10 protein-coding genes are annotated in these 14,387 nt (G+C 68.2%); 4 read left to right on the top strand and 6 right to left on the bottom strand.

Annotated features, from left to right (window positions below):
- Positions 1-38 precede the first annotated feature (38 nt).
- From N2K95_RS01875 to N2K95_RS01865, 3 genes are all read left to right on the top strand, one after another.
- Positions 39-4,898, top strand: coding sequence for an ATP-dependent helicase (locus N2K95_RS01875; protein ID WP_260652667.1), 4,860 nt, complete (start codon positions 39-41; stop codon positions 4,896-4,898).
- Positions 4,899-4,936: 38 nt separating this feature from the next.
- Positions 4,937-5,734 (top strand): Fpg/Nei family DNA glycosylase, encoded by a 798-nt coding sequence (locus N2K95_RS01870; protein WP_260652666.1) that lies wholly within the window; start codon positions 4,937-4,939, stop codon positions 5,732-5,734.
- A gap of 207 nt (positions 5,735-5,941) precedes the next feature.
- On the top strand, positions 5,942-6,334 hold the full coding sequence (locus N2K95_RS01865) for a VOC family protein (RefSeq protein WP_260652665.1): 393 nt from the start codon (positions 5,942-5,944) through the stop codon (positions 6,332-6,334).
- A 28-nt stretch (positions 6,335-6,362) separates the two neighbouring features.
- Here N2K95_RS01865 and N2K95_RS01860 read toward each other — a convergent pair whose 3' ends face one another.
- Positions 6,363-7,229, bottom strand: a complete 867-nt coding sequence (locus N2K95_RS01860) for a LysR family transcriptional regulator ArgP (protein WP_260652664.1) — start codon at positions 7,227-7,229, stop codon at positions 6,363-6,365.
- 69 nt (positions 7,230-7,298) lie between these two features.
- Here N2K95_RS01860 and N2K95_RS01855 point away from each other — a divergent pair, with 69 nt between their 5' ends.
- Positions 7,299-7,895 (top strand): LysE/ArgO family amino acid transporter, encoded by a 597-nt coding sequence (locus N2K95_RS01855; protein WP_260652663.1) that lies wholly within the window; start codon positions 7,299-7,301, stop codon positions 7,893-7,895.
- Between the two features lie 221 nt (positions 7,896-8,116).
- Here the strand turns inward: N2K95_RS01855 and N2K95_RS01850 are convergent, their stop codons facing one another.
- From N2K95_RS01850 to N2K95_RS01830, 5 genes are all read right to left on the bottom strand, one after another.
- Positions 8,117-9,520, bottom strand: a complete 1,404-nt coding sequence (locus tag N2K95_RS01850; protein WP_260652662.1) for a hypothetical protein — start codon at positions 9,518-9,520, stop codon at positions 8,117-8,119.
- The gene (locus N2K95_RS01845; RefSeq protein WP_260652661.1) at positions 9,517-10,419 is read right to left on the bottom strand and encodes an ABC transporter ATP-binding protein; all 903 of its coding nucleotides are present in this window, start codon (positions 10,417-10,419) and stop codon (positions 9,517-9,519) included. Before N2K95_RS01845 ends, N2K95_RS01850 begins: the two co-directional genes overlap by 4 nt.
- On the bottom strand, positions 10,416-11,501 hold the full coding sequence (locus N2K95_RS01840) for a FecCD family ABC transporter permease (RefSeq protein ID WP_260652660.1): 1,086 nt from the start codon (positions 11,499-11,501) through the stop codon (positions 10,416-10,418). Before N2K95_RS01840 ends, N2K95_RS01845 begins: the two co-directional genes overlap by 4 nt.
- Positions 11,502-11,511: 10 nt before the next feature.
- Entirely contained in the window at positions 11,512-12,648 is a 1,137-nt protein-coding gene (locus N2K95_RS01835) for an ABC transporter substrate-binding protein (RefSeq protein WP_260652659.1), read from the bottom strand.
- A 191-nt stretch (positions 12,649-12,839) separates the two neighbouring features.
- Positions 12,840-14,339 (bottom strand): SulP family inorganic anion transporter, encoded by a 1,500-nt coding sequence (locus N2K95_RS01830; RefSeq protein WP_407080130.1) that lies wholly within the window; start codon positions 14,337-14,339, stop codon positions 12,840-12,842.
- Positions 14,340-14,387: the final 48 nt, after the last annotated feature.

The following is a 14,387-nucleotide window of genomic DNA, read 5'->3' as shown; positions in this document are numbered from 1 at the left end:
GCGGCCAAACTGTCACCGGGGTGGGGAAGAATAGTGCCATGACATCGGCGTCTTCGGTGCTAGCCAAGTTCACCCCCGCCACCCGGGAATGGTTCGAGGGTGCCTTCACTGCGCCCACCCCGGCACAGGTAGGAGCCTGGGAAGCCATCTCCGAGCGGGCCAACGCCCTGGTGGTCGCCCCCACCGGGTCGGGCAAAACCTTGGCGGCCTTCCTCTGGGCACTGGACAGCTTTATTGCCTCTGCCGCCGCGGACCCCGCCGTTCCCGCCCAGCTGCCCCTGGCGGAACTGCCGGCCCCAAAACCTAAAGGCCGGAAGCGGAACACCGAACCCAAGCGAAAAACCAAGGTCCTCTACATTTCGCCGCTGAAAGCCCTCGGCGTCGACGTGGAACGCAACCTCCGTTCCCCGCTGATCGGCATCACCCAGACCGCCAAACGCCTCGGACTTCCGGCACCGTCCATCACCGTGGGGGTCCGGTCCGGCGACACCCCGCAGAATGAACGCCGCGCCCTGCTCACCCGGCCGCCGGACATCCTCATCACCACCCCCGAATCCCTGTTCCTGATGCTCACCTCGCAGGCGCGGGAAACCCTGGCCGAAGTGGAAACCGTGATTGTGGACGAGGTCCACGCGGTGGCCGGCACCAAACGCGGCGCGCATCTGGCCGTGACGCTGGCCCGGCTGGACGCCATGCTGGATAAACCCGTGCAGCGGATCGGCCTCTCCGCCACCGTGGAACCGCACGAAACCGTGGCCCGGTTCCTTGGCGGAAACGCGCCGGTGCGGATCGTGGCGCCCCAGTCACGGAAGAACTGGAACCTTACCGTCACCGTTCCGGTGGAGGACATGACGGATCTGGGCAACGCTCCCACCACCGAGGACACCGTGGAGGGCGGCTATGCCCCGCAGGCGAGCATCTGGCCGCATGTGGAGGAGAAGATTGTCGACCTCATCGAGGCCAACCGCTCCACCATCGTGTTCGCCAACTCCCGGCGCCTCGCCGAACGCATCACCGCCCGGCTGAACGAGATCCACGCCTTCCGGCTGGAGGCTGCGCAGGCGGCCACGGGAACCGACGGGATCTCACCGCCGGTGGTCCCGGCGCATCCGCCGGCCCAGGTCATGGCGCAGGCCGGGGTGTCCGTGCTGCGCCGTGCAGACCTGGCAGTGGAGGACGAGATCCCCGTCCTGGCACGCGCCCACCACGGCTCCGTGTCCCGGGACCAGCGGGCCCTGATCGAAGACGACCTGAAATCCGGCCGGCTGCGCTGCGTGGTGGCCACCAGCTCCCTGGAACTGGGCATCGACATGGGCGCCGTGGACCTGGTGGTGCAGGTCGAATCCCCGCCCTCGGTCGCCAGCGGCCTGCAGCGGGTGGGCCGGGCCGGGCACCAGGTGGGCGAGATTTCCCAGGGCGTGATGTTCCCCAAGCACCGCGGGGACCTGCTGAACTCGGCCGTCACCGCCGAACGGATGCTCGCCGGGCAGATCGAGCCCCTGGCCATTCCGGCCAACCCGCTGGACATCCTCGCCCAGCAGACGGTAGCCGCCGCCGCACTGGGGTCCATCGATGTGGAGGAATGGTTCGACGTCGTCCGCCAATCGGCACCCTTTGCCGGCCTGCCGCGCTCCGCGTTCGACGCCACCCTGGACCTGCTGTCCGGGCGTTATCCCTCGGACGAGTTCGCCGAGCTGCGGCCGCGGATTGTCTGGGACCGCACCGAAGGCACTATTACCGGCCGGCCCGGTGCGCAGCGCCTCGCCGTCACCTCGGGCGGCACCATCCCGGACCGCGGCCTCTTCGGGGTCTATCTGGTGGGTGATTCCGAAGGCAAGAACAGCCGCCGCGTCGGGGAACTCGACGAGGAGATGGTCTACGAATCCCGGGTCGGGGACATCTTCGCGCTGGGCGCCACGAGCTGGCGGATCGAAGACATCACCCACGACCGCGTGCTGGTTTCCCCCGCCTTCGGCCAGCCCGGCAAACTGCCGTTCTGGCGCGGGGACTCCCTGGGCCGGCCGGTGGAACTCGGCCGTGCCCTGGGGGCCTTCGTCCGCGAAATGGCCGCCGCGGATGACGCCGCGGCACGGGAGCGGCTGACCGCCGTCGGCCTCGATGAGTGGGCCGCCGGGAACCTGATCACCTACCTGCGGGACCAGCAGCAGGCCACCGATGTGGTGCCCAACGATCGGTCGCTGGTGGTGGAACGCTTCCACGACGAACTCGGCGATTGGCGGGTGGTCCTGCACAGTCCCTACGGCATGCCGGTGCACGCACCCTGGGCCCTCGCCGTCGGGGCACGGCTGCACGCCCGGTACGGGCTGGACGGTTCAGCCATGGCCTCCGACGACGGCATTGTGCTGCGGGTGCCGCTGATGGAGGACGAGCCGCCCGGCGCCGAACTGTTCCTCTTTGACCCCGAGGAACTCGACTCCATTGTCACCGCCGAAGTGGGCGGCTCGGCACTGTTTGCCTCCCGGTTCCGGGAATGTGCTGCGCGGGCGCTGCTTCTGCCGCGGCAGAACCCGTCCAAGCGCACGCCTCTGTGGCAGCAGCGGCAGCGCTCCGCGCAGCTGCTGGATGTCGCCAAGAAGTACCCCACGTTCCCGATCCTGCTCGAAACGGTGCGGGAATGCCTGCAGGATGTCTACGATCTGCCGGCCCTGAAGGACATTGCGTCCGGCATTGAGCGGCGCGAAATCCGGCTGGTGGAAACCACCACGCCGTCGCCGTCGCCGTTCGCCCGCTCCCTGCTGTTCGGCTACATGGGCGCCTTCCTGTACGAGGGCGATTCTCCGCTGGCGGAACGGAAAGCCGCCGCGCTTTCGCTGGACCCCACACTGCTCAATGAGCTGCTGGGCCGGGCCGAACTGCGCGAACTGCTGGACGCGCGGATCATTGCCCGGATCGAGAGCGAGCTCCAGCGGCTGGCTCCGGACCGCCATGCACGCGGACTGGAGGGCGTCGCAGACCTGCTGCGGCTGCTCGGGCCGCTGTCCGTACCGGAGGTCGCCGCCCGCCTGCAGGCGGTGGAACCTGCCGACGACGACGGCGGGGAGGCGGCTCCGTCTACTGCCGCCCCGGAGGATGCCGAAGAGCTGCTCGAGCAACTGGTCCGGGCCAACCGGGCCCTGAAGATCGGCATGGCCGGCAGCACCCGGTATGCCGCCATCGAAGACGCCGCCCGGCTGCGGGATGCCCTCGGCGTTCCGCTGCCGATGGGGGTGCCGCTGGCCTTCATCGAACCGGTGGCCGACCCCCTGGGCGATCTGGTCGGCCGGTATGCCCGCACCCACGGTCCCTTTACCGCCGCGGAGGCCGCCACCCGGCTGGGCCTCGGCGTCGCCGTCGTCACAGGCACCCTGCAGCGGCTGGCCGGTGAGGGACGCGTCGCGGAAGGTGAATTCCGGCCCGCCGAAACGCTGCTGCTGGACGCGGCGGACGGCGTTGAGTCTCCTCCCCCGGCCACCGTTCCCGGCACCCCCGGCGGAACCGAGTGGTGCGACGTCGAGGTGCTGCGGCGGCTGCGGCGCAGTTCGCTCGCGGCCCTGCGCTCCGAGGTGGAACCGGTGGACCCCGCCACCTACGGGCGGTTCCTGCCGGCCTGGCAGAACGTAGGTTCGTCATTGCGCGGGCTCGACGGCGTGGCCACCGTGATCGACCAGCTTTCCGGCGTGCCGATTCCGGCATCGGCCTGGGAACCGCTGATCCTGGGCTCCCGGGTGCGCGACTATGCCCCGGCCATGCTGGATGAGCTGACCGCCACGGGCGAAGTGGTGTGGTCCGGCAGCGGCTCCCTGCCCGGCAACGACGGGTGGATTGCCCTGCACCTGGCGGAAAACGCGCCGCTCACACTCAATCCCTCCCCGGACTTCGAGCCCGGCGGCCTGCACCAGCGGCTGCTGGAGCTGCTGGGCAACGGCGGTGCGTACTTCTTCCGCCAGCTCGGCGACGGCCTCGCCGCGGACGGCATTGCCGAAACGGACGCGAACATCATCTCCGCCCTCTGGGAACTCGTCTGGGCCGGGCGGATCAGCAATGACACCTTCACCCCGGTGCGGTCCCTGCTGTCCGGCGGTAAAACCGCCCATAAGCAGCGGGCCGCCACACCCCGCGCCCGCACCGCGCGGATGGGACGGCTGGGCCGGGCGCCCGGGGCGTCGCTGACGGGCAGCTCCATGCGGCTCGCGGCAGGCGGCGCATCGGCCCCGGCACTCCGCAACGCACCGCCGCTGGTCGCCGGACGGTGGAGCCTGCTCCCCGAAGTGGAAACCGACGCGACCCTGCATGCCCACGCCACGGCCGAGCTGATGCTGGACCGCTACGGCGTAGTCACCCGCGGCTCCGTGGCCAGCGAAGGCACGCCGGGCGGCTTCGCCCTGCTGTACCGGGTGCTGGCCCGGCTGGAAGAGATGGGCAGGTGCCGGCGCGGCTACTTCATTGAACAGCTTGGCGCGGCCCAGTTCGCGGTGCCCGCCACCGTGGACCGGCTCCGCTCCTTCTCCGAAGACGCGCAGCTGAAGCAGTCCGAACCGTCCGCCGTCGCCCTGGCCGCCACCGATCCGGCCAACCCCTACGGTGCCGCACTGCCCTGGCCCACGCTGGAGGGCGGGCACCGGCCCGGACGTAAGGCCGGTGCACTGGTGGTCCTGGTCGACGGCGAGCTGGCGCTGTATGCCGAGCGCGGCGGCAAGACGCTGCTGACATTCACCGAGGAGCCGGCGGCACTGGAGCTCTCGGCCGCCGCGCTGGTGCGGATCATCCGGCGCGGTGCGGCGGAAAAGATGGCCATTGAGAAGGTCAACGGGACCGACATCCTCGACACCGAAGCGGCACGGGCGCTGACCGCCGCCGGTTTCTACACCACGCCAAAGGGGCTGCGTTACCGTGTCTGAGCTGCTAACCCCATGCAGTGTCGAGCCGGGGAGGAACCGTGCCTGAGGGCGATACGATCTGGCGCGCCGCCCGGGACCTCAATGCCGTCCTGGCCGGCAAAGAGCTGACCCGGTGCGACATCCGTGTCCCGAAGTTCGCCACCACGGATTACACCGGCTCCACCGTGCAGGACGTGGTGTCCCGCGGCAAGCATCTGCTGATCCGCGGCGGCGATCCCGTGGACGGCTGGATCCTTCACTCCCATCTGAAGATGGAGGGGCTCTGGCATGTCTACGCCCGCGGGGAGAAGTGGCGGCGTCCGGCGTTCAAGGCGCGCTGCATCCTCGAGACGGACACCCACCAGGTGGTCGGGTTCGATCTGGGGTTCCTGCGCGTGCTGGGCCGCAAGGACGAGGACGACGCCGTGGGCTACCTGGGTCCCGATCTGCTGGGACCGGACTGGGACGCCGAGGAAGCGCTGCGCCGCATCTCGGCGCAGCCCGAGCGGCCCATCGGCCTGGCACTGCTGGACCAGCGGAATCTCGCCGGGATCGGCAACATTTACCGGTGCGAGCTGTGTTTCCTGGCCGGCATCCATCCGTTGACCCCGGTCTCCGACGTGCCGGATCTGCCGCGGCTGGTGGACTTGTCCAAACGGCTCCTGGAGGTCAACAAGGCTCGCTCCCGCCGGATCACCACCGGCGCCATGGGACGGGACCAGCTCTGGGTCTATAACCGGGAACGGCGCGGCTGCCTGCGCTGCGGCACCAAGGTGGCGCATGAGCTGCTCGGCGACAACGAGATGGAGCTGCGGGACCTGTACTACTGCCCGCACTGCCAGCCGTTTCCCGGCTAGCCCGGCAGTTCCGGGTTAGTCGGCGGAGGGATCGCTCCATGCGGGCTGGATGAACAGGTGGGCGGGGGATCGAGTCTGCAAAAGTTACCGTTTACCGCATCGAGTCTGCAAAAGTTACCGATTTACGGCCGGAAAATGGTAATTGCTGCAGATTCGATTTCCGGATTCCCCGATAGGTGCGGGAGCTTCGGTGACAGAATGCTGCGCATGGCCCAACAACGGAACTCGCGCAACGGCGGTCTGCAGCTGTCCGCGACGACCATCAGCTCCCCGGATCCGCGGGCACTAGCCGCGTTTTACGCACGGCTGCTGGAGTGGGAGACGGTAGCGTCCGAGCCGGATTGGGTGGTGCTGCAGAATCCGGCCGGCGGCCCCGGACTGTCCTTTCACATCGACGAACACTACGTCCGCCCGGTATGGCCCTCCGCCGAGGGCAGCCAGCAGATGATGATGCACCTGGACATCCGGGTAGACGATTTGGACCGGAGCTCCGCCCACGCCGCCGAATGTGGTGCCTTGGCCGCCGAGTATCAGCCCCAGAAGGATGTACGGGTGTTCCTGGACCCGGACGGGCATCCCTTCTGCCTTTTCGTGGATTGAGGACGTGGCAACTCCGGACTCGGGCGCCTTATCTCAATTGCCGGCTGGCCCGCCGGACGGCGTCGCTGATGCGCTGCAGCCGCTGCGAGTCCAGCTTCCAGGCCTGCCAGTACAGCACGACGTCGCGGTGGGACTCGGCGTCGAGCAGCACCAAGGTCCCGTCGTCGAGGTCCGTGCCCAGCTGCAGTTCCGGGAGCATGCCCCAGCCGAGGCCCGCACGGACCGCGGCAAGGAACGCCTCCGAGGACGGAACGGTGTGCCGGGGCGGACGGCCGTCAGCGCCGCGCGCCTGCAGGAACCGGCGCTGCAGATCGTCCTTGGCGTTGAACTGCACCACCGGCATGGCGGCCCAGTCAACACCGTCGTCCCGTGCGAAGCGCCGGTGCAGACCCGGCGCCGCCACCGGGAGGTAGCGCATGGCGCCCAACGCCTCGACCCTGCAGCCGTTGACCGGTGCCGGATCGGCGGTGACCGCGCCGATTACGTCCCCCTGGCGCAGCAGCCGGGCACTGTGGTCCTGGTCTTCCACGTGCAGGTTTAAGGTGCTGTCCGCCCACCCGGCTGCGTCGGAAAGGACCGGCACGAACCATGTGGCGAGGGAGTCCGCATTGACGGCCACCGGCGTCGTCGTCCGCAGTGAAGTGTCACCGGAGAGAGCGGAACGGGCCTCCCCCTCCAGCAGCTCCACCTGCCGGGCCATGCGCAGCAGGACCGCGCCCGCCTCCGTCGGTGTGCAGGGCACCGCGCGGCGGACGACGACCTGGCCCACGGAACTTTCCAGCGCCTTGATGCGCTGGCTTACGGCCGACGGGCTGATGTGCAGCCGGTCCGCCGCCGCTTCGAATGTTCCCTCGTCGACGACGGCGGACAGTGCACGGAGATGCTCGAAGTTCATGAAGCAAACCTAATGCATCCTTCAAATCTTTCGTTTGTCTGAACCGCCGGTGGTGGTTACCGTCGAGGCATGTGGAGTATTTGGGTAACCGGCATGGTCACCGGACTGGGATTGATTGTCGCCATCGGGGCGCAGAATGCGTTTGTGCTGAGGCAGGGCCTGCGGCGGGAACACATCGGCGTCGTGGTTGCCCTCTGCATCATCAGTGATGCCCTGCTGATCTTCGGCGGCACAGCCGGGATCGGAGCATTGGTCTCCCGCTTCCCGGCGGTACTGGAAATCCTCCGTTGGGGCGGCGCCGCCTATCTCACCTGGTGGGGTATCCGGTCACTGATCTCCGCCGCCAGGCCTTCAGTACTGGAGGCGCAGGCACCGCGGGCTAAGGGCACGGTCGTCCTGACCACGCTCGCTCTGACCTTCCTGAACCCGCATGTCTATCTGGATACCGTGGTGCTCTTGGGCAGCATCGCGAACCAGTACGGGCCGGACACCCGCTGGATATTCGCGGCCGGCGCCGCCGTCGGCAGCCTGATCTGGTTCACGGCGCTGGGCTACGGGGCCCGCGCGCTGTCGGGGGTGCTGAACCGGCCGCGGACCTGGCAGATTGTGGATCTGCTGATCGGCGTGGTCATGCTGGTCCTCGCCGTCCGGCTGCTGTTGGGCTGACCGGGGTACGCCTGAGCCAGCCCCGGCCCCACCGAAATAAGGCCCGAATTCACCGGGTATGGCCCTGACGCTGTAAAACGCGAAGCCCCAGCGACCGTCCGGACACAGCATCCCACCGGGTGGTGCTCCTGTTACTTCTGTTGTCACAGCAGCACCACCAGCAACAATGTCTGGGATGGCGTGCGGGCAAAGGGCAGCAGAACCTCCGCCTGCGCCTCCTGCTAGGTCCGCGGTGCGTGCGTGGCGGTGACCCAGCGCAGCAGCGAGTACAGCAGCTGCGACGCACCGGGCATAAAGCCCGATCCGTGGTGATAGACCGGGTCCATCGTGGTCACCAGCAGGCGGGCCGGCTGGTTCACCTCGTCCACGTACAGCAGCGAGCCGGACTCGGCGCCGTCCTCTTCCATCACCACCAGCGAGCGAGCACCGGGGCGCGGATGCAGCAGTCCATGGTGGTGCCAGGACGCGGACCACGGGGTGAAGAACTCCCACAGGGAATCCTCGGGCAGCCGCAGCCGGGTGCCGTTGTCCTCACCGGTGCGCCACATCCAGAACACCGTGGGGCGGAAGCTGTACCCGATGCCGGGCAGCCACTGCTCCACCTTGTTCTCACCCAGCACGATGACGGTTTTTTCCGGGTCCTGCAGTGCCGCGAGGATCGCGGGCACAAAGCGGGCGAGCTGGCCCTGATGCAGCCGGTCGCTGACTATCACTACGTCCAGGCCTGCGAGCGCGGCGGGATCGGCGTCCGGCAGATAGACGGATTCCAGCCGGTAGGGTGCCAGGGCCGGATCCGCCAGGGTGCGCAGTGCCGGGAAGGTGCCGCCGTGCAGCAGCCCAATCCGCGGTGCCGCCTGCCCCGCCTCGCGAGCGGCGGCGGCCGGGCGGGTAGCAGCGGCGGCCGGGCGGGTAGCAGCGGTGTCCGGGCGGGTGCCGGCGACGGCAGCTACCGGTCCCGCCGGCTTCAGCTCAACCGCGTCCCTCACTCCGCCCTCGAGCCACTCCACCAGGTTCGGGCCGAGCACCCGGGTGGAATATCCGTCATCGCTGAAGCTCTCCAGGTCATTGCCGCCGTGGACCAGCACCTCCCCGTCCCCCAGCGGATAGCTGTAGTCCAGCGGAAGCGCGTACTGCCCGATCCCGGTCACCACGGAAGCTTCCGCGGGCAGGTCCAGGTGATAGCCGCGGCCGTAGAACCCGGCGACGCCGATCTCCTCCAGCCGCTCATAGCTGTGGGTTCCGGGCACGCCGGTGCGGTAGTGCAGGTCCCGGTAGTCGATGCCCTTCCAGACCGGGTGCGGAGAGACCTGATGCGGCCGGACGTCCTGCGGACCGCGGAATTCCAGCTTGCGCCAGACCGCCAGCCCGTCGATGAAAGGCTTCACCACCTGCCCGTTGACCAGCACCCGGCCGCCGGACCGGACGAATCCGGTCAGTGCGTCACGGTGCCTGCCGAGCAGGACGTGGTCCACTCCGCCGCTGATCACCAGCCCGTCCGCTGCGAGGATCCGGGCGCGGGCGGCGTCGTCGTCCAGGTCGTAGGCGTCAACGTCCTCGATCGCCCCGCGCCAGGTGGTGTCGGCGGCACCGCGCATGGGGGTACCGCCGATTAGACGAAGAATCACGGGGTGTCCTTTCCAAAGGGGATTCGTAGTTCCACCGGTGTCGGCACCCCGACTGCACCGGGCACCGGGCAGGCCCGGCAGGACGGGCCAAAGTCCGGCACCGCGATCACGCGTTGCCCGGATACCGTGTCGACCTTCGGGGTGCAGATGGGCAGGCCGTAGACCTCGGACAGGGCCGCGCCGGTGAGCAGCTCCTCGGTGGGACCCCAGCGGACGTCATGGCTGCCGACAAACAGCAGCGCGTTGCGGGACACGTGCAGCGCGTGGTCGGGATGGTGGGTGGTCATGATGATGCCCATGCCCTCCGCAGCCAGTCCGGTGAGCACGCTCAGCACGCGGGACTGGTTGTTCAGGTCCAGTGCTGAAGCCGGTTCGTCCAGGATCAGCAGTTCACAGCCGGAGGCCACAGCCCGGGCAATCAGCACCAGCTGCCGCTGCCCGCCGGAGAGGGTGGAATAATCGCGTCCGGCCCAGCCGCGCACGCCCACCCGCTCCATGGCGGCGTCGGCGGCGTCGTGGTCCTCGCGGCGCGGAGTCTGGTAGGCACGCAGGTGCCGGGTGCGGCCCATCAGCACCATCTCGGCGACGGAAAAGGACGGGCCGGCTCCGTGGTCCTGCGGCACGTAGCCGATGCCGGTGACTCCGTGAACCTGGCCCTCCCGAGGGGCCACCAGCCCGGACAGGCATTTGAGCAGCGTGGTCTTGCCCCGCGCGTTGGGACCGAGGATGGAGAGGATTTCCCCGCGCTCCAGGGAAAAGCCGAGGTTGCGGAAGAGCCACGGGCGCACCCGGGAGTAGCGGAAGCCCAGATCGGTGGCCTGCAGAAGCGGCGCAGAGTCGGCCGGGTTTCCGGAAACGAGGTTCCCGGAAACCGCACCGGGCGTGGAAAGGGCGGTCATGAGAGTTCGGCTTTCTTCTGCGAACGGGCAAGCAGCAGCACAAACACCGGCGCGCCGATGATGGCGGTCAGGATGCCCAGCGGCAGTTCACTGCTGCTGATGGAGCGGCTGAGCGTATCGATGAGCATCAGATAGGTCCCGCCCAGCAGCAGCGACGCCGGCAGCAGGATCCGGTGGTCCGGCCCCACCCAGAGCCGGGCCAGGTGCGGAACCACCAGACCCACCCAGCCGACGGCTCCGGCCACCGCCACGGTGCCGGCGGTCATCAGGGCGACCGCACACAGCAGCACCACCCGTGAGCGGTGCGGATTCACACCCAGGGCGGCGGCGTCGTCGTCGCCCAGCGACAGGACATTGAGCCGCCAGCGCAGGGCGAGGACCACCACCGCACCCACGGCCACCGGGACGAGGGCGGTCAGCACTTTGTCATAGCTGGCGGCGGCAATGGAGCCGAGCAGCCAGTGCACAATCGAGGGCAGTTCGGAGTAGGGGTCGGCCAGGTAGGTCATGAAGGAAACCAGCGCGTTGAAGAACGCTGCCACCACAATCCCGCCCAGGACGATCATCAGCATCGCGTTGTCCCGGCCGCCCAGCCGGCCCAGCAGCAGGACCCCGGCAAGGGCGGCAAGCCCGAAGCCGAAGGCGCCGCCGACCATCCAGCCGCCGGACAGCCCGAGGGTCAGGACCAGCACGCCGCCGAAGGACGCCCCGGCGGTGACCCCGATGATGTCCGGGCTGACCAGCGGATTGCGGAACAGTGCCTGCAGGCACGCGCCGCCGAGCGAAAGCGCGCCGCCCACCAGGAAGGCCAGCAGGACGCGCGGCAGCCGGACGTCCAGGACCACGGTGGCTTCCTGTTCGGTCCAGGTCCGGCGGAGCATCCCTTCGCCACCAAAGAGGGCGGTGACTTCGTTGAACAGGATGCGCAGGATTTCGTTCGGCGGCACCCAGAACCGTCCGGCGGCCATGGAGACCAGGGCCACCGCGCACAGAATCAGGGCACAGAGCGGCAGGATGTACCGGCGGTGCCGGGACGACGACGCCGGCGCCGGCGCATCAGCGGCGGGAGGAGCGGCGGACACGGCGGGCACCTCAGCGGCGGAAGACGTCGTAGCCAACGCTGGCCCCGTTCAGGTCCAGCCGCAGGGCGGCGTCAATCTGGGCATCGGATACCTCGTACCCGTAGAGGTACGCGATCTTTTCCTTCATGGCCGCACGCAGGGTGTTTGTGGCCCGGCCGGGATGGAAGACCTCTGCGGCCCACTGCCACATCAGCGGTGATTCGGCGCAGGGAACCTCCCAGCGGTACCCGCCCAGAGGCGCCTTGTAGACCCGGCGGTTCTTCACTGCCGACACGGATGCCAGGGCGGGATCCGCGTAAACCTCGGCCGGGGTGCGGGCGTCGAAGCCGCCCAGGGTGATGACTTCGGGGTCCCACTCGATCAGCTGTTCCGCACTGACCACGTTTTCCGCCGAGAGGTTCTCCGCCGCCATGTTCCGCCCGCCGGCCAGCTCCATCCAGTAGTGCATGTAGGAGGACTTGTTGGAGGCCGAGTAGCCGTCGCCGGACTGGCCCAAATGGACCACGCGCACGGGTTGGGAAACTGCGGAGAGTTCATCCTGCAGCCGGGCGATCTCGGTGTGCATCCAGTCCACAATCTCGGTGCCGCGCTCGGGCTTGCCGAGGATGGTGGAGAACAGCGACATCCAGGTTTCCAGGTATTCCTGCGTGCCGTAGAGCAGGCAGACGGTCTTGAAACCGGCATTTTCCAGCGGCTCCACGAGTCCGGCGCCCTGGTCCGCCCACTGGAACACAACGTCGGGTTCCAGCGCGGTGATGGTTTCGATGTTGGGGGTGAAGCTCGACGGCGAGATGGTGGTGGTGCTTTTCGATTCCGGGAACATCTCTCCGAACAGGCCCTGCCGGTTGGCCTGCAGCGTGGATTCGTTGATGCCCACGATCTTTGCGTAGCCGCCGTCCACCGCCGCCAGCATGGACGGGGAGGGAATGACCGTGGTGGCGATCTTCTGCACCGGGGCGTCGAAGGACACCTTTACGCCGCGCATATCCGTCACCGTAAAACCACCGGACCCTGCCGTACCGGCCGCGCCCGCAGTACCGACAGTGTCACGGGAGGAGCAGGCTCCGAGGGCAAGCGCGGCCAGGCCGAGGCCCCCGCCCAGCAAGGCGCGACGTGACGGAAATGCGGGAATGGTGGACCGGGACAACGGTGTTCCTATCGCTCAGGTAAGCCTCGCCTTAGCGAGGGATGACCTAAACATCAGAGCACACGGGAACGTATTACAGCATATTTATATGCCCTAATTATCGAGTGGGATATCTCACGCATTCCAGGGGCGCCGCCCTGTTCCGTCCCGGAGTTATGATCACGCCCGCGCGGTAAAAACACCGCCGCCGGCTACGGCAGTTTCCCTGCCATCCGCTGCCGGATCTGCACGCTGGCCTCGTTCAGCCCGGTGATGCGTACTTCGGTTCCGCGCCGCCGGTATTTCTCCGTTACGGCGTCCAGGGCGGCCACGGTGGAGGCATCCCAGACGTGGGAGGCGCTCAGGTCGATGACCACATTCGGCGGGTCGAGGACGTACTCGAACTGGGAGTAGAGGTCATTTGAGGAGGCGAAGAACAGCTCGCCGTTGACTGTGTAGACGGCGGTGGCCTCGGCGTCGCTCCCGGTGAGCGTGCGGTCCACGGTGACGAAGTGCGCCACCCGGCGGGCGAACAGCACCATGGCCACAAGCACGCCGACGCCGACGCCGCTGGCCAGGTTGTTGGTCCAGACCGTCACGGCCACGGTGGCCAGCATGACGGCGGTTTCGCTCTTGGGCATCATCTTCAGCGTGGAGGGGCGGATGCTGTGCCAGTCGAAGCTGGTCACGGCCACGAAGATCATGACGGCCACCAGGGCGGCCATGGGGATGAGCGCCACAACGTCTCCGAGGACCACCACGAGGAGGAGCAGGAAGACACCGGCGAGGAAGGTGGAAATCCGGGTTCGGGCACCGGATCCCTTCACGTTGATCATGGTCTGGCCGATCATCGCGCAGCCGCCCATGCCGCCGAAGAAGCCCGTGACAAGGTTGGCCGCGCCCTGGCCCCAGGCCTCGCGGGTCTTGTTGGAGCGGGTGTCGGTGACGTCGTCCACCAGTTTGGCCGTCATCAGCGATTCCAGCAGGCCCACAAAGGCGACGGCCAGCGCGTACGGGAAGATCACCTCCAGGGTGGCCAGGCTGAAGGGAACATCGGGCAGCAGCAGGGACGGCAGGCTGTCCGGCAGTTCGCCCTTGTCCCCCACGGTCGGGACGGTGACGGAGGCGGCCACCGTGATTGCCGTGATGACGACGATGGCCACCAGCGACGCGGGCACCGCCGTCGTCAGCCGCGGCAGTCCGAAGACGATGAGCAGCCCAAGGGCCGTGAGCGGATAGACCAGCCAGGGTACGCCCAGCAGCTCGGGCACCTGGGCGATGAAGATGAGGATGGCCAGCGCGTTGACGAAGCCCACCATGACCTGCCGCGGGATGAACCGCAGCAGCTTCGCCACGCCGAGCAGGGCAAGCAGCACCTGGAACACGCCGGCGAGCAGCACTGCGGCAATCATGTACTGCACGCCGTGGGAGGCCACCAGCGGGGCGATCACCAGGGCGACGGCGCCGGTGGCGGCGGAAATCATGGCCGGGCGGCCGCCCAGGAAGGAAATGGTGACGGCCATGGTGAAGGCCGAAAACAGGCCGATCCTCGGATCCACCCCGGCGATGACGGAGAAGGCCAGGGCCTCGGGGATGAGCGCCAGTGCCACCACCAGCCCGGCCAGAACCTCCGTCTTGAGCAGCTTCGGCGAACGCAGGGTGCGCAGGACTGACTGGCGCTCCTCCGGCGTCAGCGCCGGCGTCGTTTGCACCGCGGGCGACGTCGGCTTCGTCGGCTCAGAAGGAGAAAGAACTGGTTT

It is taken from the genome of Arthrobacter zhaoxinii, from assembly GCF_025244925.1.
In the GTDB taxonomy this organism is placed as follows: Bacteria; Actinomycetota; Actinomycetes; order Actinomycetales; family Micrococcaceae; genus Arthrobacter_B; species Arthrobacter_B zhaoxinii.
The sequence above is the reverse complement of the archived record's forward strand: the minus strand, read 5'-3'. Positions and strand labels throughout refer to the sequence as shown.